This window comes from Cellulosimicrobium sp. XJ-DQ-B-000, from assembly GCF_031119065.1.
Taxonomy (GTDB): Bacteria; Actinomycetota; Actinomycetes; order Actinomycetales; family Cellulomonadaceae; genus Cellulosimicrobium; species Cellulosimicrobium funkei.
The window spans coordinates 79,063-105,320 of sequence record NZ_JAVHYN010000001.1 but is presented as its reverse complement, the minus strand read 5'-3'; the positions used below and the strand labels follow the sequence as shown (position 1 = coordinate 105,320).

The window sequence follows — 26,258 nt, the reverse complement described above, 5'->3', positions numbered from 1 at the left end:
AGGCTGCGGCGACGGCGGGGGAGCGGGCACCACTACGGTGGGACGGTGACCGTCCGCGCCGTCGTGCTCCCCGGAACCGCCCTGCTCGTCCCGGGTGCGGCCGGCGCCGCCTCGGTCCTCGGACCGGTGCGCGACGCCGCACTGGCGGCGCTCGCCGACCTCGTGGCGGACCGGCTCGGTGTGGCGGCGGCGCCGGCCGTGGTCGTGGTCGCCCCGGGCGTGGAGGGAACGCGCGGCCCTGCCCGGGCCTCGCTCGCCGCGGCGGGCGTCGCCGACCGGTGGATCGATCCCGCGTGGGCGGCCGCCACGCGACCGCTCGACCGACCCGTCGCCGGGACGGCCGCCTCCGTGGCGCTCCTCGCGCTCGCCGGTGCGGGCTGGACGGGTCCCGTCGACGTCGTCGAGCTCGGTGGCGCGGCGACGCGGCCGGCGGCAGGCACGAGCACGGAGACGAGCTTGGAGACCAGTACGGAGACGAGCTCGGAGACGAGCACAGAGGTGGGTGCGGCGACGGAGACCGCCCTGGACGCCGCACGGGAGCTCGGTGCGGAGCTCGCGCGCGAGGGGGCGCGGCTCGTCGTCGTGCACGACCCGCGTGCGCGCCTGCCGCAGGCCGTGCTCGACGGGTTCGTCGCCGCGGCGGGCGCCGAGGTCGCGCCGGTCGCGCCGGCCGACGAGCCGGACCCCGCCGTGGCGGTCCGGCGGTACGAGGTCCGCGCCCCCGCAGCCGCCGCCCGCCCGGCGGGGCCCGTCGTCAGCCGCTGAGGCCCGTCCCGACGGCGGCCGCCTCGTCGTCGCGCCCGAGGCGGCGCAGCGCCGCGACCATCTCGTTGCCGACCATCGCGCGCGACTCCGCGTCGTGGACGATCGCGAAGCCCTCCATGGCCGACTCGAGCAGCTCCACCGCGTCCGTGTCCTTCCCCGCCGCGCAGCGCGAGCGCCCCGCGAGCCAGAAGGCGTGCGCCGCGTCGCGGACGTCCCCCGCACGGGCGAACTCCTCGGCGACCGACTCCGCGAGCGTCGCCGCCGCGTCGAGGTCGCCCGCGGTCGCGAGGAGGCGGGCACGCGTGTCGTCGAGGTCGCGACGCTCGCGCGCGTCGGCCGCCGCGTCGCGCTCGACGAGCTCGGCGGCCCGCGGCGCCGGTGCGACGTCGCTGCCCTCGCCCGCTGCGGACAGGTCGTCGAGCGTGCGCTCGACCTGGGCCAGGGCGGCGGTCACGTCGCCCCGCCCGGCCTCGAGCCGCGCGTAGGCGCGCACGACCTGCCCGACGAACCGGGGCGCGACACCACCGGCCCGCAGGAGCGCGAGCGCGTGCAGGAACGCGGGCGCGGCGCCCTCGTCGTCGCCCTCGAGCGCGGCGAGCTGCGCCGCCTCGGCGAGCGCGAAGCCGGCGCGGTCGAGGTGGCCGGAGCTCTCCAGGTGCGACGACGCGCGACGCAGGAGGCGTGCCGCCCGGACCGGGTCGTCACCCGCGACGTCGTCGGCGAGCGCGAGCAGGCCGTCGGCGTCGGTGGGCTCGTCGGTGCCCTCCGCCGGGGCTCCGCCGGTGACCGCGGACTCCTCCGGCGCGAGCCCGGCGGGGAGGTCCGACGGACCGCTCGGCGCGCCATCGGCCCCGGCGACGGGCCGTGGCGACGCAGGCGGGGCGTCCAGGGAGAGCACCGCCAGGTCGACGGGGAGCGTGCGCGCGCCGCGCTCCCACGCGGCGCGCAGCCGCTCGGACGCCGCCGTCGTGCCGTTGCGTGCGTCGAAGGACTGCGCGAGGGCGGCAGCCTCACCGCGCACCCACGCGTCGAGCTCGGCGAGCGTCGTGGCGGGCACGTCCCGCAGGGCGAGCGCGGTGTCGCCGTGGTCGGCCCGCAGGACGCCCGTCGCGACGCTCACGCTCGTGAGGAAGCCGAGCCGGTCGCCCGGCGAGTCCGCCTCCGTGAGGAACGCCTGGTGCTCCACGAGCAGGCGCAGCGCGCGCGACGCGTTGCCCGTCCGGGCGAGGAACTCCACGTGACGACCCTTCGGGCCCGTCATCGTCACCCCGGTGTCGAGGTGGCGCAGCCCGCGGCGGTGAGTGCGCGCAGCGGCCTCCGCGTCGCCGACCTCGACGTACGCGAGCTGGAGGTGGGACAGCATGTCGCCGGGCTCGGTGGCGCACGACGGCGATCCCTGGAGCACGCCCTCGAGCAGCCGGATGCCCTCGTCGTGGCGGCCCGTCTCGAAGAGGTACGCCGCGCGGTCGCCCGGCTCGCACGCCTCGCACTGCGAGTAGTCGTCGCGCGGGGTCGCGACCCACGCGCGGTACGCGTCCTCGACGTCCGCACCGCCACGCTCGCGCGCCCACTCGAAGCGCTCCAGGGCGACCGCGTTGGTGCCGTTGCCCGCGAGCGCGTACCGGTGCGCCATGTCGTCGAGCGTGCGCTCGATCTGCGCGGCGGGGACGTCGGGGAACTCCATGAGGTGCCCGACCATCCACTTGAACGACCAGAACAGCGAGTGCGTGTCCTCGGCGTCGAAGTGCTCGGGGTGCTCGTCCCACCAGCGCAGCATCTTGGTGAACGGCAGGTACGCCTTGGTCACCTCGCCGCCCCACACGTACGACTCGACGAGGACGAACAGCGCGTAGGCGCGCGCCGCGTCGGGGCCCTCGGCCTCGACGCGCTCGAGCTCGGCCGCGGCGGCCGTGGAGCGCGCGAGGCCGTAGGGCATGCGGCGGACGTCGTACAGGGCGGCGTTCACCTGGTCCACGGACCGGGTCATCGGTTCTCCTCGTCGGCAGGGGGATCGGGTTCCGTGGCGGGGTCCTGCCCGGCCGCGAGGGCGCGGGCGAGCAGGAGCGACAGGGAGTCGTTCATGAGGGTCGCCTCGACGGGCTGGAGCGCCTTGCCGGACGCGAGCACCGCCGTGACGTAGAGGGAGCGGGCACCCGCGGCGCGCACCTGCGCGTCGGGGCTCGCGAGCAGGTCGCGCACCGTGGCGTTGGCGTCGTTGAGGACCAGGCGGCGGGGGCGGGCCGGGGCGCTGAGGCCCGCGAGGATCTCGCCCCACAGGTCGTCCGTCTCCGCGACGCGGGCAGCCTCGCGCGCGTGGTCGCTCTCGCGGTCGTGCAGGAGCATGGCCGGGAGGGCGTCGGGCTCGTACCGGCGCAGCACGACGTCGCAGTCCTGCTCGGCGAGCGCGGCGTCGACCGACGCGAGCGCGTCGGCGACCTCGAGCTCGCGCAGCGGCTCGACCTCCGTGAGGACGTGCGCGACGTCCGCAGCCGACACGGGCGACAGCCGCCACTGCGGGAACCGCGCCGCGACGCGCTCGAGCAGGTCGGCGTCGTAGACGTAGCCGCCGTTGACGACCGCGAGCCCCTGCGCCGCCGCGACGGGCGCGATGCGCCGGAACTCCTCGACGCTCGCCGTGTACAGCAGGCGCCCGTCGGGGTGGTCCGTCGCGAGGTCCGCCAGCGTCGTGGTCCCGGCCGTCGTCTCGAAGGGCAGCACGCGCGCGGCGACGTCGAGCATCTCGTCGTCGGTGAGCGCGAGCGCGCGCACGGCGAGGTGGTGGGTCTCGAGGAAGCGCCGCGCGAGGACAGAGTCCGTCGCGAGCGTCTCCAGCAGCCACCGGCGCACCTGCGCCCCGAGCGCGTCGCGGGTCGCGAGCAGGACCTCGTCCTCGTACAGCCCCTCGCGCGACGCCGTCGGGCGCAGCACGGACGCGTCCAGCACGCACCGCACGAAGAACGCCCAGGGGGGCAGCAGGTCGTCGACCGCGCTGCCCAGGAGCATGCGCTTGAGGTAGACCCGGTGCCGCGACGTCGTGGTCGGCGCGACCGCGGCCGGGAGCACGTACGCGACGCCCGTCAGGCCGGCGAGCGGCAGGTCGAGGTCGATCCGTGCGAGGGGGGTGAAGCCGAGCGTGCGCTCGGCGTAGCCGGCGAGCGCGGCGTCGCGGGCCGCGGGCGTCGCGTGCGCAGCGCGCCACGGCAGGTCCTCCCCGCTGAGCCGGCGCACCGCGACCGGGGCGCCGCCCCCCGCGCCGTCGTCGCGGCCCTCGCCGGGCCCGCCGTCGAGAGGCGTCTCGACGAGCAGCTCGACCGGCAGGAGCGAGCCGAAGTCCTGGGCGAGCGCGACCACCGACTCCGGGGCGAGCCAGTGCTCGGTGTCCCGCCGCGGGTGCAGCCGGACGACGCTCCCGGGCTCGGCGGGTGCCGCCGGGTCGTCCGGCGCGAGCTCGACGAGCTCGTACCGGCCGTCGGCGCGGCCGCGCCAGCGCACGGGGACGGGCGCGTCGCCCGCCGCCGTGGGGCGCGCGGAGCGCGAGACGAGCTCGATCTCGTCGGCGACCATGAACGCGGACAGGAGCCCGATGCCGAACTGACCGAGGAACTCCTCGCGACCCGTCCCGAGCTCGACGTCGCGCTTGGAGCTGCGCCCGATGGTCGCGAGCAGCTCCTGCGCCTCGTCCCGCGTGAGGCCGACACCCGAGTCGTGCACCTCCAGGCCGCCGTCGGGCAGCGGACGGAGCAGGATCCGCGCCGGCGCCTGCGGTCCCTCGAGCCCGGCGCGCGCGGTGATCGCGTCGACGCCGTTCTGCAGCAGCTCGCGCAGGTAGACGCGCGGGCTCGAGTACAGGTGCCGGGCCAGGAGGTCGACGACGCCCCGCAGGTCGACCTGGAAGGCCGTCGTCGCCTCGCCCGGGGTGCCGCCGCCCGGGGCGGTGCGGCCCGCGGTGGTCTCGTGCGTGCCGGTCACCGCGCGTCGACGTCGGCGCCGCCCTCGGCCACGGTCTGCGCGGCCGTGTCGGGGAAGCGGGCGTCGAGCGCGTCGAAGAACTGCAGGCCCGTGAACAGGCCGCACTCGATGAGCTGGCCGAGCTGGTCGTCCGCGACGCCGAACTCCAGGTCCGTCGCCACCTCGGTGTAGACCGCGAGCTGGTCGTCCTCGACGCGCGCGTAGACCTTCGGCCAGATCTTGTCGCGGTTGAACTCGTTGGCGACGAGCGCGACCTGCGCCTCGGCCGACGCCGGGAGGGTCCGGTTCCACCGGCCGCGGACCTGCAGGATCTCCTGCTTCTCACCCATGAGGAAGAAGAAGAACACCTTCCCGTCCCAGTTGCCGCCCAGGTCCCCGTCCGAGTCGACGAAGTACCGCCACTCGCGGCTCGTGAGGAACGCCTCGACGCGCTCGCGCGTCAGCGGCGCGTTCTGGCTCGTCGGTGCGGCGTCCGGCTTGGTGAAGAAACCCATGTTCTCGAGTCCTTGTCGTCTGAGAGGTCGTCGTGCTGAGGTCGTACGCGGCGGTACGCGCGAGGGCGGACCGACCACGGACACACTACGCATCCCCGCCCACACCCCTCGGGCCGTCGGCCGCCCGGACGGTACCGTTGCGCGGGTGAAAACCCAGCACGACCCCGCCGGCCCGCCCCGGCCCGGCCCGAGCGTCGTCGTCGCCGTCGTCGGCCCGACGGCCACGGGGAAGTCCGACCTCGCTCTCGACCTCGCCGAGCGCCTGTCCGTCCCCGGGGCGCCCGCGGAGATCGTCAACGCCGACGCCTACCAGCTCTACCGCGGCATGGACGTCGGGACCGCGAAGGTCCCCGTCGCCGAGCGCCGCGGCGTGCGCCACCACCTCCTCGACGTGCTCGACCCCGCCGAGGACGCGTCCGTGGCCCGCTACCAGACCGAGGCCCGCCGCGTGCTCGACGAGATCGCCGCGCGGGGCGCGCGTGCCGTCGTCGTGGGCGGCAGCGGGCTGTACGTCCGCGCCCTCCTCGACGACATGCGGTTCCCGGGCACGGACCCCGCCGTGCGGGCGGCGCTCGAGGCGCGCGCGGAGGAGCAGGGCCCGCGCGCGCTGCACGACGAGCTCCTCCGGCGCGACCCCGCGGCGGCCGCGAGCATCGGCCCGGCCAACACCCGCCGGCTCGTCCGGGCGCTCGAGGTCATGGAGCTCACCGGCGAGCCGTTCACGGCGAACCTCCCGCGCCAGGTCTACGTCCGCCCGACCGTGCAGATCGGCCTCGACTGCGACCGGGCCGTGCTCGACGCGCGGGTCGCCGGCCGCGTCGGGCGGATGTGGGAGCAGGGCCTCGTGGCCGAGGTGCGCCGCGTCGAGGCGCACGGCATGGGCCGCACGGCCCGGCGCGCCGTCGGCTACGCGGAGGTGCTCGCCGCGCTCCACGGCGAGACCACGCAGGACGCCGCGCGCGAGGCCGTCACCGCGAACACGCGGCGCCTCGCGCGCAAGCAGATGGGCTGGTTCGGCCGGGACCCGCGCGTCGGGTGGCTCGACGCGCAGTCGCCGACGCGCGTCGAGGACGCTCTCGCGCTCGTCGCCGCGGCGGACGAGCGCGCTGCCGCGCAGGGCACGGACGGGCACGACCCCGCGACCGTGCCGGGCACCGCCGTCGGGCCGGACGAGGCGGACGGCGGCGCGCCCGTGCGCCGTAGTCTGGGCTCATGACGCGCACCCGCTTCACCAAGGGCCACGGGACCCGCAACGACTTCGTGCTCCTCGCCGACACGAAGGGCGAGCTCGACCTCACGCCCGAGCTCGTGCGCGCGCTCGCCGACCGCCGCGGCGGCGTCGGGGGGGACGGCGTCATCCGCCTCGTGCCGACCGCTCTCGTCCCGGAGTCGCGCGACGTGCTCGCGGAGGACCCGCACGCCATCTGGTTCATGGACTACCGCAACGCTGACGGCTCGGTCGCCGAGATGTGCGGCAACGGGGTCCGCGTCTTCGCGGCCTTCGCCGAGCGCCTCGGGCTCGTGAGCTTCGCGGGCGGCACCGAGGTCCCGGTCGGCACGCGCGCGGGCGTCAAGCGCGTGCGCAAGGAGGACGACGGCTGGTTCGCCGTCGACATGGGCCCGTGGTTCCTCCCCGGCGGACGCCCCGCGCTCCAGGACGGCTACGACGCGACCGTCGTCGTGCGGGGCTGGGAGGTCCCGCGCCCGGCGCTCAGCGTCGACCTCGGCAACCCCCACACCGTCCTCGCCGTCGCGCGCGAGGACGTGCTCGAGCGCGCCGACCTCACCGAGGCGCCCGTCGTCGAGCCGCACCCGTCCCACGGGACGAACGTCGAGCTCGTGGTGCCCCTCGGCGAGACGACCGCGGACGACGGCACCGTCGTCGGGCACGTGCGCATGCGCGTGCACGAGCGCGGCGTCGGGGAGACGCCGTCGTGCGGCACGGGCGCGTGCGCGGCGGCGCTCGCGGTCCGCGTGTGGGGCGGTCCCGACGCGCCGGACACCTACCTCGTCGACGTCCCGGGCGGCACGGTGCGCGTGCGGGCGCTCCCGGGCGGCCGCGTCGAGCTCGCAGGTCCCGCGGTGCTCGTCCACGCGGGGGAGATCGACCTCGCCGCGCTCGTCCCGGCGACGCCGCGCCCGGCGGACGACGACGCGCACCACGGCGCGGACGGGCCTGTGACCGACCAGCCCGCCGAGCCGGTCGCGGCGGCGTCCGAGGGCGACCGCGCGCCGGTCTGACCGCCGGCTCAGCGGGGCGCGACGACCTCGAGGACGCGGAACCCCTTCGCGCTCGCGGCGCGCTCGACGACCGCGCCCGGCAGGAGCGGGGGCAGCGCCTCGGCGAGCCAGCGCTGGAGCGAGTCCGAGCCCAGGTTCCGCTGCACCACGAGGTGCGCGCTCGCGCCCGGCGCGAGCCGGGGCAGCCAGTGGAGGAGCATCCCGTGCAGGGCGTCCTTGCCGACCCGGATCGGCGGGTTCGACCACAGCGCGGCGAGCGCGACGTCGGGCACGTCGTCCGGGAGGACGGCCCGGACGTTGTCCAGCCCGAGCCGCTGCGCGTTGCGGCGCACGAGGTCGAGCGCGCGCTCGTTGACGTCGACGGCCCACACGGTCGCCTCCGGCGCCTCGAGGGCCATCGTCAGGGCGACCGGGCCCCAGCCGCAGCCGAGGTCGAGGACGTGGGCGGGTCCGTCGTCGGGCCGGGCCGCGAGGACGTCGTCGAGCGGCGGGGTGGTGCGCAGGAGCACCTGCGTGCCGAGGTCCAGCCGGCCGGGGGAGAAGACGCCCGAGGCTACCTCGACCTCGACGTCGCGGCCCGCGAGCCGCACGGAGATCGTGCGGCGCTCGGCGGCGGACGCGGGCCGGGCGGTGAAGTAGTGGTCCGCCGCGCCGTCGGGCGCGGCGTCGACGGCGGGGTCCTGGTCCTCGGTCACGTCGGCCGATCCTACGCGGGCGCGCCCAGTCGGGAGGCGGCGCGGCGCGCCCGGGCCGCTCGTCGTGCGCTTAACCGCTGGCCTCGGGACGATTTCGCGTGCCACGCTTGTTGTCACACCCGGACGCACGAGCGCCCACCACCGACGGAAGGCGGCACATGAGCCCAACCCCTGCGAACACTCCGAACCCCACCTCGGCTCAGGACGAGCCGACCGGCGCGACGCGGGACATCGCGAGCGACGTCGTGGCGCGGGTGCTCGCTCGGGCCGGGACGGCACGCGCCGAGGGCGGCACGGTCCACACGGAGCACGACGGCGAGCAGCTCGAGCTCGAGGAGCGCAGCGCGCTGCGCCGCGTCGTCGGCCTGTCGACCGAGCTCGAGGACGTCACCGAGGTCGAGTACCGGCAGCTGCGCCTCGAGAAGGTCGTGCTCGTCGGGCTCTGGAGCCCCGGCTCCGACCCGCGCGAGGACGGCGCGCCCACGTCCGCCGAGGAGGCCGAGATCTCGCTGCGCGAGCTCGCCGCCCTCGCGGAGACCGCGGGCTCGCAGGTGCTCGACGGCGTGATCCAGCGCCGCGCGAAGCCCGACCCGGGCACGTACCTGGGCTCCGGCAAGGCCGCGCAGCTCGCCGACGTCGTCGCCGCCAGCGGCGCGGACACGGTCGTGATCGACGGCGAGCTCGCTCCCTCCCAGCGGCGCGCGCTCGAGGACATCGTCAAGGTCAAGGTGATCGACCGGACCGCCCTGATCCTCGACATCTTCGCCCAGCACGCCAAGTCGCGGGAGGGCAAGGCGCAGGTCGAGCTCGCCCAGCTCGAGTACCTCCTCCCGCGCCTGCGCGGCTGGGGCGAGTCGATGTCCCGCCAGGCCGGTGGCCAGGTCGGCGGCGCCGGCGCGGGCATGGGGTCGCGCGGTCCCGGTGAGACGAAGATCGAGCTGGACCGCCGGCGCATCCGCAACCGCATGGCCAAGCTGCGCCGCGAGATCCAGGCGATGGCCCCGGGGCGCGAGACGAAGCGTGCGTCGCGCAAGCGGCACGCCGTGCCGTCCGTCGCGATCGCGGGCTACACGAACGCGGGCAAGTCGAGCCTGCTCAACGCCATCACCGGCGCGGGCGTGCTCGTCGAGAACGCGCTGTTCGCGACGCTCGACCCCACGGTGCGCCGCACGCGCACCGAGGACGGCCGGGTCTACACGCTCGCCGACACCGTCGGGTTCGTGCGCGCGCTGCCGCACCAGCTCGTCGAGGCGTTCCGCTCGACGCTCGAGGAGGTCGGCGACGCCGACCTGCTGCTGCACGTGGTGGACGCCTCGCACCCGGACCCGGAGGGCCAGATCGCGGCGGTGCGCCACGTGCTGGCCGACATCCCGGGCGTCGAGGACGTGCCCGAGGTGATCGTGCTCAACAAGGCGGACCTCGCCGACCCGGAGACGATCGCGCGCATCCGGCTGCGCGAACGCCGCACGGTCGTCGTGTCGGCGCACACGGGCGAGGGGATCGAGCACCTGCGCGAGCTCATCGCGCACGAGCTCCCGCGTCCGGACGTGGAGATCGACGTCGTCGTGCCGTACCACCGGGGCGACCTCGTGCACCGCGTGCACACCGAGGGCGAGATCGACCACGAGGAGCACACGCCCGAGGGCACGCTCCTGCGCGGCCGCGTCGCCCAGGCGCTCGCGACGGAGCTCGTCGGAGCCTCCGCGGCGAGCTGAGCTCCTCCCGCCGGGACCGCCGGCGGACCGGGCGGCCCGACCTCGCGCGGACCTGCCGTCCGACCTCGTGGACGACCCCGTGCGGCCTGCGCCGCGCGGGGTCGTCCCGTCTTCGCCGCGTCCACAGCCCTCGCCCGCGGCGTGGGCGCCCGACCGTAGACTCGTCGCGTGCCCCCCTCCACCCGAACCGCACCCGTGCCCGACCGTCCGGACACGGAGGCGACGGGCCGGGCCGGGGCGGACGCGGCTGCGTCGGCGTCCGGCGACGTGCCCGCCGTCGAGGAGCTCCTCGACCTCGCGGTCACGCGCCTGGGCGGCGCGCGGCGCGACGGCCAGCGGACCATGGCGCGTGCCGTCACGGACGCCATCGAGGGTTCCGAGCACCTCGTGGTCCAGGCCGGGACCGGGACGGGGAAGTCGCTCGGGTACCTCGTGCCGGCCGTGCGCCACGCGGTCGCGACCGACGAGCGCGTCGTCGTCTCGACGGCGACCCTCGCCCTCCAGCGCCAGGTCATCACGCGGGACCTCCCGCTCGTGGCCGACGCCGTCGCGGACCGCCTCCCGCGGCCCGCGTCGATCGCGCTCCTCAAGGGCTGGCACAACTACCTGTGCGTGCACAAGATCGCGGGCGGCTACCCCGCGGACGAGCCCACGCTCTTCGACCTCCCCGGCGAGGCGGCGGGCGCCGCCGACCACCCCGCCGCGCGTGCCGGGACGAGCATGGCGGCCCTCGGCGAGCAGGTCGTGCGCCTGCGGGAGTGGGCCGACGAGACGGCCACGGGCGACCGGGACGACCTCGTCCCCGGCGTGAGCGACAAGGCGTGGCGGCAGGTCTCCGTCACGGCGCTCGAGTGCCTGGGCCAGCGCTGCCCGCTGCTCGCCGAGTGCTTCCCCGAGCGGGCGCGCGCCGCGGCGCGCGAGGCCGACGTCGTCGTGACGAACCACGCGATGCTCGGCATCGCGGCCATGGGGTCGCCCGGGGTGCTGCCCGAGCACGACGTCCTCGTCGTCGACGAGGCGCACGAGCTCGCCGACCGCGTCACGGCCGCCGCGACGGTGGACCTCTCGGTCCCGGCGATCGAGGGCGCGGCGCGCCTCGCCCGCCGCCACGGCGGGGTCACGACGGACGCGCTCGACGCCGCGTCTGCCGCGTTCGGCACGGTCGTCGGGTCGCTGCCCGCCGAGCGCTTCCCGGACGGCCTGCCCGACGCCGCGCGCTCGGCCGTCGCGGCGGTCCGGGACGCCGCGCGCGAGGTGCTCTCCACGCTCAAGCCCGAGACCGGCGTGACCAAGCCGGCCCAGCCGGACACGGGCCTGAAGATGGCGCAGTCGACGATGCTGCAGCTCTTCGAGGTCGCCGAGCGGATGGCGGCCGACCCCACGGGCCACGACGTGCTGTGGTGCTCGCGGCCCGGGGAGGGCGGCTGGTCCGGCGACCGCTTCGGCGACGGCGCGAGCCGCCTGCACGCCGCCCCGCTCGGCGTGGCGGGCCTCATCCGGACCCACCTGCTCGCGGAGCGCACCGGCGTCTTCACGTCCGCGACGCTCGCGCTCGGCGGGAGCTTCGACGCCGTCGCGCGCACCTTCGGGCTCGGCCCCGCGGCGACGGGCGGAGCCGCGGACGCGGGCGACGGCGACGCGCCGCGCTGGCGCGGGCTCGACGTCGGGAGCCCGTTCGACTACCCGCGCCAGGGCATCCTCTACGTCGCGAAGCGCCTGCCGACGCCCGGCCGCGAGGCGTCGACCGAGCACCAGCTCGACGAGATCGCGGCGCTCGTCGAGGCCGCCGGCGGTCGGACCCTCGGCCTGTTCTCCTCGCGGCGCGCCGCGGTGGCCGCGGCGGAGGCGATGCGCGAGCGGCTGGACGTGCCGGTCCTGTGCCAGGGCGACGACCAGCTGCCGACCCTCGTGCGGGAGTTCGCCGAGGACCCGGCGACGTGCTTGTTCGGCACGCTTTCGCTGTGGCAGGGCGTGGACGTGCCCGGGCCGTCGTGCCAGCTCGTGCTCATCGACCGCATCCCGTTCCCGCGCCCGGACGACCCGGTGAGGTCGGCGCGGGCTCGCGCCGTCGAGGCCGCGGGTGGCAACGGGTTCATGCAGGTCTCCGCGACGCACGCGGCCCTCCTGCTCGCCCAGGGTGCCGGGCGGCTCGTGCGGTCCACGGCCGACCGCGGGGTCGTCGCGGTCCTGGACCCGCGGCTCGTGACGGCGCGCTACGGGTCGTTCCTCACGCGGTCCATGCCAGGGTTCTGGCAGACGACCGACCGCGACGTGGCCACCGCTGCGCTCCGCCGCCTCGCCGCCCTAGGCTGAGCCCTTTCCAGCGACTTCACGGAGGCGACATGACGAGCACGTCACCGCAGGGCACCGGCGACGCGACCACGGGCGGTCCGGGAGGGGGAGCGCGGACCACGAAGCTCGCGATCGTCGGCGCCGGTGCCGTCGGCTCGACGCTGGCCTACGCCGCGCTCATGCGCGGCGCGGCGCGCACGGTGGCGCTCCTCGACGTCAACCGCGCGAAGGTCGAGGCCGAGGTCCTCGACCTCCAGCACGGCATCCAGTTCATGCCCATGGCGCGCGTCGAGGGGTCCGACGACGTCGCGGTGTGCGCGGGCGCCGACGTCGTCGTGGTCACGGCCGGCGCCAAGCAGAAGCCGGGCCAGACGCGTCTCGACCTCGCCGAGGGCACGATCGGGCTCATGCGGACGATCCTCCCGGGCCTCGTGGAGGTCGCCCCGGATGCCGTCTACGTCATGGTGACCAACCCGGTCGACATCGTCACGTACGCGGCGCTCAAGTTCTCGGGGCTGCCCCCGACCCAGCTCTTCGGCAGCGGCACCGTGCTCGACTCCTCGCGGCTGCGGTTCCTCGTGGCGCAGCACTGCGGCGTCGCGGTGCAGAACGTGCACGCGTACATCGCGGGGGAGCACGGCGACAGCGAGATCCCGCTCTGGAGCTCCGCGACGATCGGCGGTGCGCCGCTGCTCGAGTGGCAGGGCATCGGCGGTCGGGGACCGCTCACGGGCGACGTGCGCGACGAGATCGCGCGGGAGGTCGTGCAGTCGGCCTACCGGATCATCGAGGGCAAGGGCGCGACCAACTACGCGGTCGGGCTCGCGGGCACCCGGATCATCGAGGCGGTGCTCGCCGACGAGCACCGGGTGCTGCCCGTGTCGACGCTCCTCGACGGCATCTACGGGCTCGAGGACGTCTGCCTGTCGCTCCCGACGCTCGTCGACCGCCGGGGCGCGACGGAGCGCGTCGAGGTCCCGCTCGCGGACGACGAGCTCGCGGGCCTGCGCTCGTCCGCGGAGTCGCTGCGCGCGGTCGCGCGACGCTTCGGGCTCTGAGCCCACGGGCCCGTCGGGCCCGGCACGACGAGAGCCGGGCGGTCGAGGGACCGCCCGGCTCTCGTGCTGTCCGGAGCCTGCCCGCAGGGGCGCCCGGAGCCGCTCGGGGACCGTTCAGAGGCTGCGCAGGACGGAGACGACGCGCCCCAGCACCTGGGCGTCGTCGCCGGGGATCGGGTCGTACGCGGCGTTGTGCGGCATGAGCCAGACGTGGCCGTCGGCGCGCCGCAGGCTCTTCACGGTGGCCTCGCCGTCGATCATCGCGGCCACGATCTCGCCGTTCTCCGCGACCGGCTGGCGCCGCACGACGACCCAGTCGCCGTCGCAGATCGCGGCGTCGATCATCGAGTCGCCCTGCACGCGCAGGAGGAAGAGCTCTCCCTCGCCGACGAGCTGGCGCGGCAGCGGGAAGACGTCCTCCACGACCTGCTCCGCGAGGATCGGGCCACCGGCGGCGATACGGCCGACGACGGGGACGTACGACGGCGCGGGGTGGGCCTCGTCGTACGCCGGCTCGGGGGCCGTGCCAGCTGGCGCGAGCGGGGTCGCGCGGCGGGCGTCGTCGGGCTGGACCACCTCGATGGCGCGCGGACGGTTCGGGTCGCGCCGCAGGAAACCCTTGCGCTCGAGCGTGGTGAGCTGGTGCTTGACGGAGGACGGGCTCGTGAGCCCGACGGCCTCGCCGATCTCGCGCATGCTCGGCGGGTAGCCGCGCTGCTCGACGCACGCGCGGATGGTCTCGAGCACGAGCCGCTGGCGCGGGGTGAGCCCGTCACCCCCTGCCGACCCGTCCGGCAGCTCGCGCACCTCGGCGAGCCCCCGTGCCCTGTCCGTGCCTCGTCCCGCCATGGTCGCTCCGCCCTCGTCCGTCGCGTGCCGCCGGCGCCAGCCGGGCCTGCGGCCTCCCTCCCCGGGGCGTGCGCCCCGGGACCTCGGTCGCTCCTCCGGGTCCGAGCGGACATGTCCGGCGAACCGACCTGAGCCCAGGCTAGGGGAGGATGCGACACGAATCAAACACCTGTTCGAGCATGTCTCGACTCTGTCGGTCGTTCGTGATAGACCTTCGTACAGATGTTCTACGTACAGGTGTTCGACCGCAGCGGGTCGGCGTGGAGATGAGACGGGCACGCGGGTCCGATCGACCGGGGAAGGCGATCGGGCTCGCGGGCCGGGACGGAGGGGACATGGACACGGTGGCGATGGCGACGGCAGCGCCGCCCGCGCTCGGGCGGGGAGTTGCGGCGGAGCGAGGCGTGCGCCCGCAGGCACCGCTGCGGCTCACGCGACGCGGCCGTGCGGTCCTCGTGCTCCTCGTGGCCGTCGTGCTCGTCCTCGCGGCACGCGTCGGCCTGGCCGTCGCGGGCGGGCCCGGGGAGCCGGTCGAGGTCCGGGTCCACGTCGTGAGCACGGGGGAGACCCTGTGGGAGCTTGCCCAGGGAGTCGCGGCCCCGGGCGAGGATCTCCGTGAGGTGGTCAGCGGGCTCGTCGAGCTGAACGGCCTGTCGTCGTCGGGCGTGCAGGCCGGCCAGACGATCCTGCTCCCGGTCGCCGAGCGGTGACGCGGCGCTCGGCCGTGGCCCAGGTCCTGTGACGCAGCACACGGTGCCGACGCGCGACAGGTCGCGACCGAGGGTTGCGCCGCTCCGTTAGGTCCGCCTAAGTTAGTGTCACCTCACACGCCAGCTGGGGGGCTGGGCGGACGAGGCGAGGAGTGTGCGGACAACCGCGACTCCTGTGCACGTCGCCGCGCGCGAGGCGAGTCGCGCGCGAGATGGGGACGGGGGCGTCCCGACGGGGGCGGTCGACTTCGACCGCCCCCGTTCTGCCGTCCACGGTCGGGTGCGCCGTCGGCGTGTTGCACCGCGCGCCCGCGACGACATACGTTCGTCGCGCCGACCTGTCGGCGCGACCCGCGGAGGAGCCCCGCCATGCACTGCCCGTTCTGCCGTCACGCGGACTCCCGCGTCGTCGACTCCCGCACGTCCGACGACGGTGCCTCCATCCGCCGGCGACGCCAGTGCCCGGAGTGCAACCGCCGCTTCACCACGATCGAGACCGCCAGCCTGTCCGTGGTCAAGCGGTCCGGGGTGACCGAGCCCTTCTCGCGCGAGAAGATCGTCAACGGCGTCCGCAAGGCCTGCCAGGGGCGCCCGGTGAACGAGGACGACCTCGCCGTCCTCGCGCAGCGCGTCGAGGAGACCATCCGCGCGAGCGGGAGCGCCGAGCTCGACGCCTACGAGATCGGCCTCGCGATCCTCGGGCCGCTGCGCGAGCTCGACGAGGTCGCCTACCTGCGCTTCGCGAGCGTCTACCAGGCGTTCGACTCGCTCGAGGACTTCGAGAGCGCCATCACGTCGCTGCGTGTCGACCGGGAGGAGCGCGAGGCGGCGGCGGGCCGTGCGGCGGCCGAGGCCGCCGACGACGCCGCGACCGACCGCGAGGCGGCACCACAGGCCTGACGCTCACGAGATTCCGCGCCTCGTGACTCCGGTCCCAGGATGCGGGGCCCCGCAGCCGGAGGCGGCTACAGGTCGCTGGACCGCGACGCCCAGATGTTGATGCCCGTGTCTACGGGGAGGTCGTCGACGGCCGCGAGCTCCTCGGGGGAGAGGTCGGGGGCGTCGAGGGCCGCGAGGTTGTCGTCGAGCTGGCGCGTCGAGCTCGCGCCGAGCAGGACCGACGTGACGCGCTCGTCGCGCAGCGCCCAGCGGATCGCCGTGGACGCGAGCGTCCGTCCGTGGGCGCGCGCGAGCTCGTCGAGGTGGCGCACGCGGTCGAGGTTCTCCTCCGAGAGGAACGCCGGACGCAGCGGCCCGCCGCGCGCCGCGCGCGACCCGTCCGGGACCCCGTGGAGGTAGCGGTCCGTGAGCATGCCCTGGGCGAGCGGGGAGAACGCGACGACGCCGAGCCCTTCGTCGCCCGCGACGTCGAGCACGGTGGCCCCCGCCTCGTCGTGCGGGTCGGGCGCCTCGATCCACCGGTTGAGCATGGAGTAGGAGACCTGCGTGACGACGAGCTCGACCCCGACGTCGGCCGCGACCCGCAGGGCCTCACGCGTGCGCCGGGCGGAGTACGACGAGATGCCGGCGTAGCGGGCGCGCCCCGACCGGACCGCCGTCGCCAGCGCACCGATGGTCTCCTCGAGCGGGGTGGACGGGTCGTAGCGGTGCGAGTAGAAGATGTCGACGTGGTCGAGCCCGAGCCGGCGCAGCGACGCGTCGAGGGACGAGAGCAGGTATTTCCGGGACCCGCCCTCGCCGTAGGGGCCGGGTCCCATGCGGTAGCCCGCCTTGGTGGTCACGACCAGCTCGTCACGCACGGGTCGGAGCTCGCGCGCGAGCAGCCGGCCCAGCGACTCCTCCGCAGCACCCCCGGGCGGTCCGTAGTTGTTCGCGAGGTCGAGGTGCGTCACGCCACGGTCGACGGCGTGCAGCACGATCTCGCGCTGCGTCGAGAAGGGGTCGGCGACGCCGAAGTTCTGCCAGAGCCCGAGCGCGACCTCCGGCAGGCGCAGGCCGCTCCGGCCGAGCGTGCGGTGCGGGAGCTCGGCGCGCGCCGGCGCGGGACCGCCTGTGGCGTGGGGAGGAGCGGGGGAGGCCTGCGGCGTGGGATCGGGCGACACGTCCCGACGCTACCCGACGGCGTTCGCCGCGCGGTCGAGGGCGCTCGCAGCGCGTTCGCCTGCGCCACCGCCCGCAGGGCCGGGACGGCCGGGCCGAGCGGACAAATCAGGTGGCGTCGGACCGCCCGGTGGGGGACGCTGGCGGGGTGCCCGCACCGTCGGGCAGACCGCAGTACCCCACCGAGTTCCCCGTCGACGAGGAGACCGCCATGGCGTCCGACCCGCAGCGACCCGCTGCAGAGACCGCACCGACCGAGGAGGCCAAGGCGAAGTTCCGGGAGGCGCTCGACCGGAAGAACGCCGCGCGCCACCGCACGGCGGACGGCGAGTCGAACACGGGCTCCGTGCACGGCTCGGAGACCGTCGGACCGGTCCAGCGCACCTTCCGCCGCAAGTCCGGCTGAGCAGCACCCCCGACGTCCGGTCGTCCCCTGCGGGGCGGCCGGACGTCGTGCGTCGGGGGGTCTACGGCTCCGCGCGCGCGAAGCGTCGCCCGGTGAGCTCGTGGGCCTCGACCACGACCCACTCCTCGGTCGGGACGTCGACGGTCGGGACGAGCGGGTCCGCACCCTCCCGGACGGGATCCACCTCGTGCTCGGTGCGCAGGCGGTGGGCGGTGCCGCGCGCGACGACGCTCCACGCCCCGTCGTCGTCGACGTGGTCCCACTCCAGGGCGACCCGCTCGTTGATCGCGAGCGTCGCGAGCTTCGTGCCCGGGACCGTGCGGAACGCGAGCGTGCGCTCGTGCGCCCGCACGGTGACGGGGTAGATGTCCGGCTCGCCCCGCACGCTCACGGCGAGGCGTGCGACGTGGGTCCCCTCCACGAGGTCCCACGACGCGTCGGCGTCGAGGATCTGCGGCGCGTCGTGCAAGTATCCGGTCATGCTTCATCGTGGCACCGGCGCGCGAGCGGCGCTCAGCGGCGAAGGTCACGGCCGCCGAGGACCTTCGCCGCGTGCGGACGGGCCGCGCGCGGCGAAGGGTCCCGGGGTGCGGGGCTCCGTCAGTCGAGGATGCGCAGGGCGATCGTCTGCTCCATCGCGGCCAGCGCCTCGATGACGGCGGGCTCCACGCGCGAGCCGACGTCGGTGACGACGTAGCCGATCTCGCCGCGCGTGGCGAGGAGCTGGCCCTCGATGTTCGTCCCGTGCTCGGCGAGGGTCGCGTTGACGGCGGCGAGGACGCCGGGGGTGTTGCGGTGCAGGTGCGTGATGCGCGTGATGCCCGTCGTCTGCTCGAGCGCGAGGTTCGGCACGTTGACGCTGAGCGTCGTGGAGCCGGTGGTGAGGTAGTCGCGCAGCTTGGCGGACACGAACTGCCCGATCGCCTCCTGCGCCTCCTCCGTCGAGCCGCCGATGTGCGGCGTGAGGATGACGTTCGGCAGGCCGCGCAGCTCGGAGTCGAACGCGTCGCCCTTGCGCTTGGGCTCGTGCGGGAAGACGTCGACCGCGGCACCGGCCACACGGCCCTCGACGATCGCCTCGCGCAGCGCGCCGTAGTCCACCACGAAGCCGCGCGACAGGTTGAGGAAGATCGAGCCCGGGCGCATGCGGGCGAACTGCTTGGCGCCGAACAGCCCGGCGTTGCCCTGGCGCCCGTCGACGTGGAGCGTGACGACGTCGGCCTGCTCGAGCAGCTCGTCGAGCGTGTCCATGCGGCGCGCGTTGCCGAGCGCGAGCTTCTCCGCCGTGTCGTAGAACACGACCGACATGCCGAGGTTCTCGGCGACCACCGAGAGCTGCGTGCCGATGTTGCCGTAGCCGACGATGCCGAGCGTGCGGCCACGGACCTCGTGGGCGCCCTCGGCCGACTTGTCCCAGCGACCCTCGTGCAGCGCGCGGTCGCGCTCGGTGAGGCGGCGCGTGAGCGCGATGATCTCGGCGAGCGCGAGCTCCACGACGGAGCGCGTGTTCTGGAACGGCGCGTTGAACACGGCGACGCCCTGCGTCGCGGCCGAGCGCAGGTCGATCTGGTTCGTGCCGATGCAGAACGCGCCGAGCGCCACCAGGTCGGGAGCGTTCTCGAGCACGTTCGCCGTGACGTTCGTCTTGGACCGGATGCCGAGCAGGTGGACGCCGTCGAGCGCCTCGATCAGCTCGGACTCGTCGAGGGCCCCGGTGCGGACGGTGACGTCGATGCCCGCGGCCTCGAGGTTCGAGGCGGCGAGGGGGTGCAGGTTTTCGAGGAGGAGGGCGCGTAGCACGTCCCCATGGTGCGCCCGTCCCGCGGTCCGGACCAAACGGGTCTTGACCCTCGGGACGAGGTGACCCCGCGCCCGGACCCGACCGCTCTCAGGCTCCGGCGCCCCGTGCGTCGTCCGACGGCGCGGGGGCGACCCCGGCGGGCAGCGCGCGCGTGTGCACGACGACGAGCCGCTGGGTCGGCCGCGTCATGGCGACGTACAGGTCGGACGGGCCCGACGGCCCGGTCGCGACGTCGGCGGGCTCGACCAGCACGACGGCGTCGAACTCCAGCCCCTTGACCTGCACCGGGTCGAGCACGACGACCGGGTCCTCGCCGCCCGCGTCGGCGAGCCCGAGCGCGGCCCGCAGCGCGGGGACCGCGGGCGCGGCCGCGACGACGGCGACGCGGCCGGACTCCGCGGCGACGAACTCGGCGCGCGCGGCCTCGGCCTCGGCCCGGACACGTGCCTCCAGCGCGCCCGGTGCCACCTCGACCACGCGCAGGGCGTCCTCGACGTCGCGCGCGGACGTGAGCGGCGAGACCGGGAGGCCGGCCGCGACGGCCGCGCGTCGGGCCGCGTCCGCGACGGAGGCCGGGGTGCGGTAGTTGACCGTGAGCTCGGCGAGCCGCCACGCGTCGCGGAAGACCGGGTCGAGCATGCCCTTCCACGACCGGGCGCCCGCGAGCGAGGACGTCTGGGCGACGTCGCCGACCACCGTGAACGACCGCGTCGGGCACCGGCGCACGAGCATGCGCCACGCCATGGCGGACAGCTCCTGCGCCTCGTCGACCACGACGTGGCCGTAGGTCCACGTGCGGTCCTGCGCGGCGCGCTCGGCGGTGGTCAGGCGCGGGCCGCTCGCGGCGAACCGCTCGGCGAGCACGTCGGCGCCGACGATCCCGCCGCCCGCACCGGACGACTCGAGCACCTGCCGCGCGTACTCGAGGTCCTGCGCGCGCTGCGCCGCGCGCGCGGCGGCCTCGGCCCGCTCCGCCTGGTCGTCCTCGCCGAGGAGCTCCGCCGCCTCGTCGAGGAGCGGCACGTCCGCGGGGGTCCACGGCGCGCCCTTCGCCCGCTCGAGGAGCCGTCGGTCCTCGGGGGAGAGCTCGGGCGCGGCCTCGGCGAGCCGGTGCGGCTTGGTCCACAGGTCCTCGACGAGGCGCTCGGGCGTGAGCGGCAGCCAGGCCAGGTTGAGCGCGACGCGCACGTCGCGGTGGGAGCGCAGGTCCTCCAGCGCGAGCGCGCGGTCCTCGCCGACGAGCGGCTCGCCGAGCTGGCGCCCGTACTGCTCGACGAGGCGCGACAGCATCTCGCGGACGAACGTGACCCGCGCGAGGTTGTGCGGCTTGTGGGTGCGCCGCGCCTTCGCGATGGCGTCGCGCACGTCGCGGCGGCGGATGACGAGGTCGTGGCCGTCGAGCCGGACCGGCACGTCGGCCGCGGGCACGCGCTCGCGGGCGCGCACGGCCCGGCGCACCGCACGGGCCATGACCGCCCGGCCCTTGACCCGCGCGACGCGCGGGTCCTCCTCGCCGTCGGCGACGACGCCGGGCAGGAGGTCGGCGATGGTCGTACTCACGACGCCGGTCTCGCCGAGCGACGGCAGCACCTGGTCGATGTAGCGCAGGAACGAGAGGCTGGGGCCGACGAGCAGGACGCCCGAGCGCTCCAGCAGCCGTCGGTGCGCGTACAGCAGGTAGGCCGCGCGGTGCAGCGCGACCGCCGTCTTGCCCGTGCCGGGCCCGCCCTGGACGACGAGCGCTCCCGCGAGCTCGGAGCGGATGATCGCGTCCTGCTCCGACTGGATCGTGGCGACGATGTCGCCCATGCGTCCCGTACGGCCCGCGGCCATCGCGGCGAGCAGCGCGCCCTCGCCCGAGAGCGTCGTGCCCGTCACGGCCTCCGGGGCGTCGAGGTCGAGGAGCTCGTCCTCGAGCCCCGTCACGGCACGACCGCGCGTCACGAGGTGCCGACGGCGCACGACGCCGTCCGGGTGGGCCGCCGTCGCGCGGTAGAACGCCTGGGCGGCGGGCGCGCGCCAGTCCGTGAGGAGGCTCGAGTGCTCTTCGTCGGTGAGGCCGATGCGCCCGACGTAGCGCAGGGTGCCGTCGTCGAGGTCGAGGCGGCCGAACGCGAGGCGGTCCTCGACCGCGTCGAGCTGCGCGACACGGTCCTCGTACAGCGTCGCGAACGCGTCGCGCTCGCTGCGGTTCTGCGGCGAGCCCGACGGGCCGGACCGTCGGACCTCGTCGAGGCGTGCCCGGGCGGCCGCCCGCAGCTCGTCGAGGCGCGCGTAGAGGGTGTCCACGACCTCCTGCTCGAGCCGGAGCTCGTCGTTGCGTCCCACGCTGTCCCTTCCTCGACCGGCGCCGCGCCGCCCGCGCGGCCGTCCATTATGGCGTACGACGGCCGTCCCGGGGACCGGCGACCGGCGCGTCCCGGCGCCGTGACCGGGCCGGACGCGGGCCTGCGGCTAGGATCGTGGCCCATGGCGACCAGAGGGGAGCGGGCGTCGTGACCGGGAGCGAGCAGCGGGCCCCGGGCCGACCCTCCGCGCGCGGCGACGACGCCGCCGGACCGGACCAGGCGCACCCGGGGCGCGCCGTGCTGGCCCCGACGGACGAGCTCCGGATCCTGCTCGTGGAGGACGACGACGGGGACGCGATCCTCGTCGAGGAGCTGCTGGCCGACGGCAACCTCAAGGTCGAGCTGCACCGCGCGACGACCCTGGACGGCGCCCTCGAGATGGTCGTCTCCCACGACGTCGACTGCGTGCTGCTGGACCTGGGTCTGCCCGACTCCGTAGGCCTGTCCGCCGTCGAGCGCGTGCGCGCGGGGTCGCGGCCGCCGGCGCTCGTCGTCCTGACCGGCCACTCGGGCATCGACCTCGGCGTGCAGGCGGTCGCCGCGGGCGCCGACGACTACCTCGTCAAGGGGGAGGTCGACGGCGACCTCCTGGGGCGGTCCGTGCGCTACGCGGTCCAGCGCCGCATGTCCGTCGAGCAGCAGCGCGCGCTGTACCGCAGCGAGGTCCGTGCGGCCGAGACGGCGCGCCTCGAGCGCGCGCTCCTGCCGACCCCGCTCGTGCAGGACGACCGCCTCGACGTCATGGTCGGCTACGTGCCGGGCGGCAACGGCCTGCTGGGCGGCGACTTCTTCGACGCGGTCGAGCGCCCGGACGGGACGGTCCTGTGCGTCATCGGGGACGTCGCGGGGCACGGCCCGGACGAGGCCGCGCTCGGCGCGACGCTGCGCACGGCCTGGCGCACCATCGTCCTCAGCGAGACCCAGCCGGAGGCCATCCTGCCGCTGCTCGAGCGCGTGCTCGTCCCCGAGCGCGCGCGCCCGGAGGTGTTCGTCACGCTCTGCCAGGTCGTCGTCTCCGCGGACCGCCGCAGCGCCGAGGTCTACCTCGCGGGCCACCTCGCGCCGCTGCTGCTGCGCGACACGGCGTCGGAGATCACGCCGACGTCGCGCGGCCGCGCCTTGGGCATCCCGGTCGCGGGCGGCTGGACGTCGCAGCCGGTCGAGCTCGGCGAGCGCTGGGCCCTCATGCTCTACACCGACGGCCTCGTCGAGGCGACCGTCGCGGGAGCCGGGGCGGGCGACGCGCGGACCCGCCCCGAGCGCGTCGGGGTCGACGGCCTGCGCCGCGCCGTCGACAGCGCCCTGGAGCAGGGCGTCGAGGGCGTCGTCGAGCGCGTCTTCCGTCGCGTGCGCGACCTCCACGGCGGCCCCCTCGCGGACGACGCGGCCCTCCTCGTGCTCGGGTGGGACGGCGAGGGCACCTCCCCGGGCGAGCGGTCGGCCACCCTCGCCGACTCGGACGAGTGGGCCCGGTGAGCGCCGCCGGCGACCGCAGGCGCGCGGGCGAGCGTCGTGCCCCGACGCTGCGTCGGCGGCTCGGCTGGGCGCTCGTCGTCGCCGGGGTGATCCTCCTCGGCGTGCTCGCGACGTCCGCGATCGCGCTGTCGCGCGTCCTCACCCTCCAGACCGACGTGACCGGGCCGTTCTTCGACGCGGTGAGCGAGGCGGACGGCGCGTACGTCGGCCTGCTCGACGCCGAGGTCGCGGTGCGCGCCTACGTCGCCACGGGCGACGCGACGGCGCTCGAGGCCTACACGCGCGCGGTGGGCGTCGACGCCGAGGGCGTCGTCCCCGACGCCGCGCTCGTCGACCGCCTCGGCCTCGACGACGAGCTCGCCGGGACGCTCACCCAGGCCGAGTCCTCGGTGCGCGCCTGGGTCTCCGACGCGGCCGAGCCCGCCATCGCGACCACCGAGGCCCAGGGCCCCGGGCGCGTGCGCGCCGTCGACCAGGCGCGCGGCGCCGAGCTCTTCGCGGCGGCGCGCGCCGACACCGCGCAGTACGTCGACCAGCTGCGCGACGAGCGCGTCGAACGCCTCGACGCGCTCGACCGGTGGAGCCGCGCCCTGTTCGGGAGCGTCCTCGTCCTCGTCGGCTCGGCGCTCGCGGTCGGCATCATCCTGTGGGTCTGCCTCAAGCGCTGGGTCACCGAACCCATGGCCGAGCTCGCGCACCGCGTGCGGCGCGTGAGCTCCGGGAGCCTCGACGAGCCGGTCGTCACGTCCGGGCCCGCCGAGATCGCGGACCTCGCGCAGGACGTCGAGCACATGCGCGTCGAGCTCGTCAGCCAGGTCGCGGAGATCAAGGCGTCGCACGAGGACGCGGCGCGCTCGCACGAGCTGCTCGCCGAGCAGGCGCGCGAGCTGGAACGCTCGAACCGCGACCTGGAGCAGTTCGCGTACGTCGCCTCGCACGACCTCCAGGAGCCGCTGCGCAAGGTCGCGAGCTTCACGCAGCTCCTCAAGAAGCGCTACGGGGGCGAGCTCGACGACCGCGCCGACCAGTACATCGACTTCGCGGTCGACGGCGCGAAGCGGATGCAGCGCCTCATCCAGGACCTGCTCGGGTTCTCCCGCGTCGGCCGGACGGGCACCGAGCGCGTCGACGTCGACCTCGAGGACGAGCTCCGGGGCGTGCTCGAGGACTTCTCCGAGAAGATCGCGGAGTCCGGGGCGCGCGTCACTCACGACCCGCTCCCCGTCGTCGTGGGAGAGCAGGCGCTCCTGCACCAGCTCCTCGCGAACCTCGTCGGCAACGCGCTGAAGTTCCGCCACCCCGACCGGGCGCCCGCCGTGCACGTGGGCGTGCTCGCGCGCGACACCCACTGGGAGCTGTCGGTCGAGGACAACGGGATCGGCATCGACGCGCAGTACGCCGACCGCGTGTTCGTCATCTTCCAGCGCCTGCACGCCAAGGACGTGTACGAGGGCACGGGCATCGGCCTCGCGCTGTGCAAGCGCATCGTCGAGTATCACGGCGGGCGCATCTGGATCGAGCCGCGCGAGGGCGGCACGACCATCCGCTTCACGCTCGCCCACGCCTACGTCCAGGCGCAGGTCGGCTACGCTCGCTCCGACCCCGGCGGCGCCGGTCCGGACGCTCCGGCCCCCGCGCGCCCCGACGACGAGGAGAGCCCCGCATGAGCCACGGCAGCAAGCCGATCGACGTCCTCCTGGTGGAGGACGACCCGGGCGACGTGCTCATGACCCGTGAGGCGTTCGAGGACCACAAGGTCACCAACCGCCTCTCGGTGGTGTCCGACGGCGTGAGCGCGCTGCAGTTCCTGCGCAAGGAGGGCGAGCACGCGGGCGCCCCGACGCCCGACCTCATCCTCCTCGACCTCAACCTGCCCCGGATGGACGGGCGCGAGGTCCTGGCCGAGCTCAAGGCCGACGACGCGCTGCGCAAGATCCCCGTCGTCGTGCTCACGACGTCGGAGGCCGAGGAGGACGTGGTGCGCAGCTACTCGCTGCACGCCAACGCCTACGTGACCAAGCCCGTCGACTTCGACCGCTTCATCGACGTCGTCCGGCAGATCGACGACTTCTTCGTCTCCGTGGTGCGGCTCCCCGGTCGCTGACCGCCGCCACCGCCCGGCCGGGAATGATCCCCGGCCCGGGTCGCGTTACCTCGTCAGGCCCGCAGCGCGCCACCGGCGGCGCACGGGCGAAGGACGTGACGAGGAGGATGCATGCTGGACCCTCGCGGGATCTACGAGCTCGACGAGCAGGCCGTGGCGCGCCTGTGGCCCACGCCGCCCGAGGCGGGCTCCGGGCCGGTGCTGCTGCACGCGGTCGCGGGGTTCGTCGACGCGGGCAGCGCGGGAGAGGTGGCCGTCGACCACCTGCTGGAGATCGGTGAGGTCACCCGCCTGGTGACGTTCGACGCCGACCAGCTCATCGACTACCGCTCGAAGCGGGCCACGATGACCTTCAGCACGGACCGCTGGTCCGACTACGACGAGCCGTACCTCGTCGTCGACCACGTGCGCGACGCCGAGGGCACCGGCTTCCTGCTGCTGCACGGCGCCGAGCCGGACGTCCAGTGGGAGCGCGTGGTCGCCGCGGTGCGCGACGTCGTCGAGCGCCTGGGCGTCTCGCTCGTCGTGGGCTTCCACGGCATCCCGATGGGCATCCCGCACACGCGGCCGCTCTCGGTGACGGCGCACGCCACGCGCCCCGAGCTGCTCGGCGAGCACACGTCGTGGTTCGGGACGGTCAAGGTCCCGGCGAGCCTCGCCGCGCTGCTCGAGCTGCGGCTCGGGCGCGCGGGCCACGACGCCGTCGGCTACACCGTGCACGTGCCGCACTACCTCGCCCAGTCGTCGTACCCGCCCGCGGCGGTCGTCGCGCTCGAGCACGTCCAGCGCGTGACGGGTCTCGACCTCGCCACGGGCGGCCTCGCGGACGCGGTCCAGGACGCGAAGACCGAGGTCGAGCGCCAGGTGCGCGACTCCGAGGAGGTCGCGGCGGTGGTCCGGGCGCTCGAGGAGCAGTACGACGCCTTCGCCCGCTCGGTCGGGCGCACGAGCCTGCTCGCCGAGTCGGCGCCGATCCCCACGGCCGACGAGCTCGGCGCGGAGTTCGAGCGCTTCCTCGCGCAGCAGTCGGGGGAGTGACCGCGCCCGCTGCAGAGCCGGGGACTATGTGCCGAAAAATCGGCACGAGAGGGCCCGTTCTCCATGGCGGACCTGACGTGGTCCATGCCACACTGTGACCCGTTGCAGTGACGTACTTGCGCACGACCCGGTACAGGGCCGGAACGTGGGTCCGCCCGGCGGGGCGGTCCGACGTCGGGCCTCGCCGGCCGCACACGGCCGGGATGCCGGCGAAGGACGTGGGACATGGCATTGCG

22 protein-coding genes are annotated in these 26,258 nt (G+C 75.4%); 13 read left to right on the top strand and 9 right to left on the bottom strand.

All coding sequences use genetic code 11. The features are described 5' to 3' along the window. The first annotated feature begins 45 nt into the window (after positions 1–45). Entirely contained in the window at positions 46–765 is a 720-nt protein-coding gene (locus tag RDI86_RS00490) for a hypothetical protein (protein ID WP_308820390.1), read from the top strand. Here RDI86_RS00490 and RDI86_RS00485 read toward each other — a convergent pair. Genes RDI86_RS00485 through RDI86_RS00475 form a run of 3 tightly spaced genes read right to left on the bottom strand, consistent with a single transcriptional unit; the run spans position 755 to position 5,228 of the window. Next, positions 755–2,752 (bottom strand): hypothetical protein, encoded by a 1,998-nt coding sequence (locus RDI86_RS00485; RefSeq protein WP_251177606.1) that lies wholly within the window; start codon positions 2,750–2,752, stop codon positions 755–757. The two genes, RDI86_RS00490 and RDI86_RS00485, sit on opposite strands and share 11 nt — an antisense overlap. Continuing rightward, the gene (locus RDI86_RS00480; RefSeq protein ID WP_076406520.1) at positions 2,749–4,734 is read right to left on the bottom strand and encodes an HSP90 family protein; all 1,986 of its coding nucleotides are present in this window, start codon (positions 4,732–4,734) and stop codon (positions 2,749–2,751) included. Before RDI86_RS00480 ends, RDI86_RS00485 begins: the two co-directional genes overlap by 4 nt. Beyond that, positions 4,731–5,228 (bottom strand): YbjN domain-containing protein, encoded by a 498-nt coding sequence (locus RDI86_RS00475; protein ID WP_021483506.1) that lies wholly within the window; start codon positions 5,226–5,228, stop codon positions 4,731–4,733. Before RDI86_RS00475 ends, RDI86_RS00480 begins: the two co-directional genes overlap by 4 nt. Before the next feature lie 145 nt (positions 5,229–5,373). On the opposite strand from RDI86_RS00475, the gene miaA reads away from it, so the two are divergent. After that, the gene (miaA, locus tag RDI86_RS00470) at positions 5,374–6,444 is read left to right on the top strand and encodes a tRNA (adenosine(37)-N6)-dimethylallyltransferase MiaA (RefSeq protein WP_251177604.1); all 1,071 of its coding nucleotides are present in this window, start codon (positions 5,374–5,376) and stop codon (positions 6,442–6,444) included. Then, complete coding sequence (gene dapF, locus RDI86_RS00465; RefSeq protein ID WP_251177603.1) at positions 6,441–7,469, top strand: diaminopimelate epimerase; 1,029 nt, start codon at positions 6,441–6,443, stop codon at positions 7,467–7,469. Before miaA ends, dapF begins: the two co-directional genes overlap by 4 nt. 8 nt (positions 7,470–7,477) lie before the next feature. Here the strand turns inward: dapF and RDI86_RS00460 are convergent, their stop codons facing one another. Continuing rightward, positions 7,478–8,164, bottom strand: coding sequence for a methyltransferase (locus RDI86_RS00460; RefSeq protein ID WP_251177602.1), 687 nt, complete (start codon positions 8,162–8,164; stop codon positions 7,478–7,480). Between the two features lie 158 nt (positions 8,165–8,322). Between RDI86_RS00460 and hflX the strand changes: the two genes are divergently transcribed. The 3 genes from hflX (at position 8,323) to RDI86_RS00445 (ending at position 13,229) form a co-directional block, all read left to right on the top strand. Then, complete coding sequence (gene hflX / locus RDI86_RS00455; protein WP_061267572.1) at positions 8,323–9,879, top strand: GTPase HflX; 1,557 nt, start codon at positions 8,323–8,325, stop codon at positions 9,877–9,879. Positions 9,880–10,047: 168 nt separating this feature from the next. After that, a complete protein-coding gene (locus RDI86_RS00450; RefSeq protein WP_374990504.1) occupies positions 10,048–12,192 on the top strand; it encodes an ATP-dependent DNA helicase in 2,145 nt (714 codons plus the stop codon). Between the two features lie 29 nt (positions 12,193–12,221). Next, entirely contained in the window at positions 12,222–13,229 is a 1,008-nt protein-coding gene (locus RDI86_RS00445) for an L-lactate dehydrogenase (RefSeq protein WP_021479748.1), read from the top strand. Between the two features lie 114 nt (positions 13,230–13,343). On the opposite strand, the gene lexA is transcribed toward RDI86_RS00445, so the two are convergent. Beyond that, positions 13,344–14,078, bottom strand: a complete 735-nt coding sequence (gene lexA, locus RDI86_RS00440; RefSeq protein ID WP_031315073.1) for a transcriptional repressor LexA — start codon at positions 14,076–14,078, stop codon at positions 13,344–13,346. Positions 14,079–14,413: 335 nt separating this feature from the next. On the opposite strand from lexA, the gene RDI86_RS00435 reads away from it, so the two are divergent. Further along, on the top strand, positions 14,414–14,788 hold the full coding sequence (locus RDI86_RS00435) for a LysM peptidoglycan-binding domain-containing protein (RefSeq protein WP_076406525.1): 375 nt from the start codon (positions 14,414–14,416) through the stop codon (positions 14,786–14,788). 369 nt (positions 14,789–15,157) lie between these two features. Continuing rightward, positions 15,158–15,688, top strand: a complete 531-nt coding sequence (gene nrdR / locus RDI86_RS00430) for a transcriptional regulator NrdR (protein WP_308820389.1) — start codon at positions 15,158–15,160, stop codon at positions 15,686–15,688. A 65-nt stretch (positions 15,689–15,753) separates the two neighbouring features. Here nrdR and RDI86_RS00425 read toward each other — a convergent pair whose 3' ends face one another. Further along, complete coding sequence (locus RDI86_RS00425; RefSeq protein WP_308820741.1) at positions 15,754–16,743, bottom strand: aldo/keto reductase; 990 nt, start codon at positions 16,741–16,743, stop codon at positions 15,754–15,756. A gap of 254 nt (positions 16,744–16,997) precedes the next feature. Between RDI86_RS00425 and RDI86_RS00420 the strand changes: the two genes are divergently transcribed. Beyond that, on the top strand, positions 16,998–17,255 hold the full coding sequence (locus RDI86_RS00420; RefSeq protein ID WP_308820388.1) for a DUF5302 domain-containing protein: 258 nt from the start codon (positions 16,998–17,000) through the stop codon (positions 17,253–17,255). Between the two features lie 61 nt (positions 17,256–17,316). Here RDI86_RS00420 and RDI86_RS00415 read toward each other — a convergent pair whose 3' ends face one another. The 3 genes from RDI86_RS00415 to RDI86_RS00405 form a co-directional block, all read right to left on the bottom strand. Further along, the gene (locus RDI86_RS00415) at positions 17,317–17,736 is read right to left on the bottom strand and encodes a pyridoxamine 5'-phosphate oxidase family protein (RefSeq protein ID WP_021482810.1); all 420 of its coding nucleotides are present in this window, start codon (positions 17,734–17,736) and stop codon (positions 17,317–17,319) included. A 119-nt stretch (positions 17,737–17,855) separates the two neighbouring features. Further along, positions 17,856–19,055 (bottom strand): phosphoglycerate dehydrogenase, encoded by a 1,200-nt coding sequence (gene serA / locus RDI86_RS00410; RefSeq protein WP_021482809.1) that lies wholly within the window; start codon positions 19,053–19,055, stop codon positions 17,856–17,858. 88 nt (positions 19,056–19,143) lie between these two features. Next, positions 19,144–21,384, bottom strand: coding sequence for an AAA family ATPase (locus tag RDI86_RS00405; protein WP_076406530.1), 2,241 nt, complete (start codon positions 21,382–21,384; stop codon positions 19,144–19,146). Between the two features lie 167 nt (positions 21,385–21,551). On the opposite strand from RDI86_RS00405, the gene RDI86_RS00400 reads away from it, so the two are divergent. The 4 genes from RDI86_RS00400 to RDI86_RS00385 all read left to right on the top strand — a co-directional run bounded on the left by RDI86_RS00400 (position 21,552) and on the right by RDI86_RS00385 (position 26,022). Further along, positions 21,552–22,880 (top strand): fused response regulator/phosphatase, encoded by a 1,329-nt coding sequence (locus RDI86_RS00400; protein WP_308200583.1) that lies wholly within the window; start codon positions 21,552–21,554, stop codon positions 22,878–22,880. Continuing rightward, positions 22,877–24,547 (top strand): ATP-binding protein, encoded by a 1,671-nt coding sequence (locus RDI86_RS00395; RefSeq protein WP_137280328.1) that lies wholly within the window; start codon positions 22,877–22,879, stop codon positions 24,545–24,547. Before RDI86_RS00400 ends, RDI86_RS00395 begins: the two co-directional genes overlap by 4 nt. Then, entirely contained in the window at positions 24,544–24,984 is a 441-nt protein-coding gene (locus tag RDI86_RS00390) for a response regulator (protein WP_021482350.1), read from the top strand. The genes RDI86_RS00395 and RDI86_RS00390 overlap by 4 nt, the downstream gene beginning before the upstream one ends. Positions 24,985–25,095: 111 nt before the next feature. Further along, entirely contained in the window at positions 25,096–26,022 is a 927-nt protein-coding gene (locus tag RDI86_RS00385; RefSeq protein ID WP_021482349.1) for a proteasome assembly chaperone family protein, read from the top strand. The last annotated feature ends 236 nt before the right edge of the window (positions 26,023–26,258 follow it).

What these genes read in the sequence shown, in the direction of transcription:
- RDI86_RS00485 (WP_251177606.1), bottom strand. Translation starts at nt 2,752, where the DNA reads ATGACCCGGTCCGTGGACCAGGTGAACGCCGCCCTGTACGACGTCCGC.
- RDI86_RS00475 (WP_021483506.1), bottom strand. Translation starts at nt 5,228, where the DNA reads ATGGGTTTCTTCACCAAGCCGGACGCCGCACCGACGAGCCAGAACGCG.
- dapF (WP_251177603.1), top strand. Translation starts at nt 6,441, where the DNA reads ATGACGCGCACCCGCTTCACCAAGGGCCACGGGACCCGCAACGACTTC.
- hflX (WP_061267572.1), top strand. Translation starts at nt 8,323, where the DNA reads ATGAGCCCAACCCCTGCGAACACTCCGAACCCCACCTCGGCTCAGGAC.
- RDI86_RS00445 (WP_021479748.1), top strand. Translation starts at nt 12,222, where the DNA reads ATGACGAGCACGTCACCGCAGGGCACCGGCGACGCGACCACGGGCGGT.
- lexA (WP_031315073.1), bottom strand. Translation starts at nt 14,078, where the DNA reads ATGGCGGGACGAGGCACGGACAGGGCACGGGGGCTCGCCGAGGTGCGC.
- RDI86_RS00435 (WP_076406525.1), top strand. Translation starts at nt 14,414, where the DNA reads ATGGACACGGTGGCGATGGCGACGGCAGCGCCGCCCGCGCTCGGGCGG.
- nrdR (WP_308820389.1), top strand. Translation starts at nt 15,158, where the DNA reads ATGCACTGCCCGTTCTGCCGTCACGCGGACTCCCGCGTCGTCGACTCC.
- RDI86_RS00415 (WP_021482810.1), bottom strand. Translation starts at nt 17,736, where the DNA reads ATGACCGGATACTTGCACGACGCGCCGCAGATCCTCGACGCCGACGCG.
- RDI86_RS00390 (WP_021482350.1), top strand. Translation starts at nt 24,544, where the DNA reads ATGAGCCACGGCAGCAAGCCGATCGACGTCCTCCTGGTGGAGGACGAC.
- RDI86_RS00385 (WP_021482349.1), top strand. Translation starts at nt 25,096, where the DNA reads ATGCTGGACCCTCGCGGGATCTACGAGCTCGACGAGCAGGCCGTGGCG.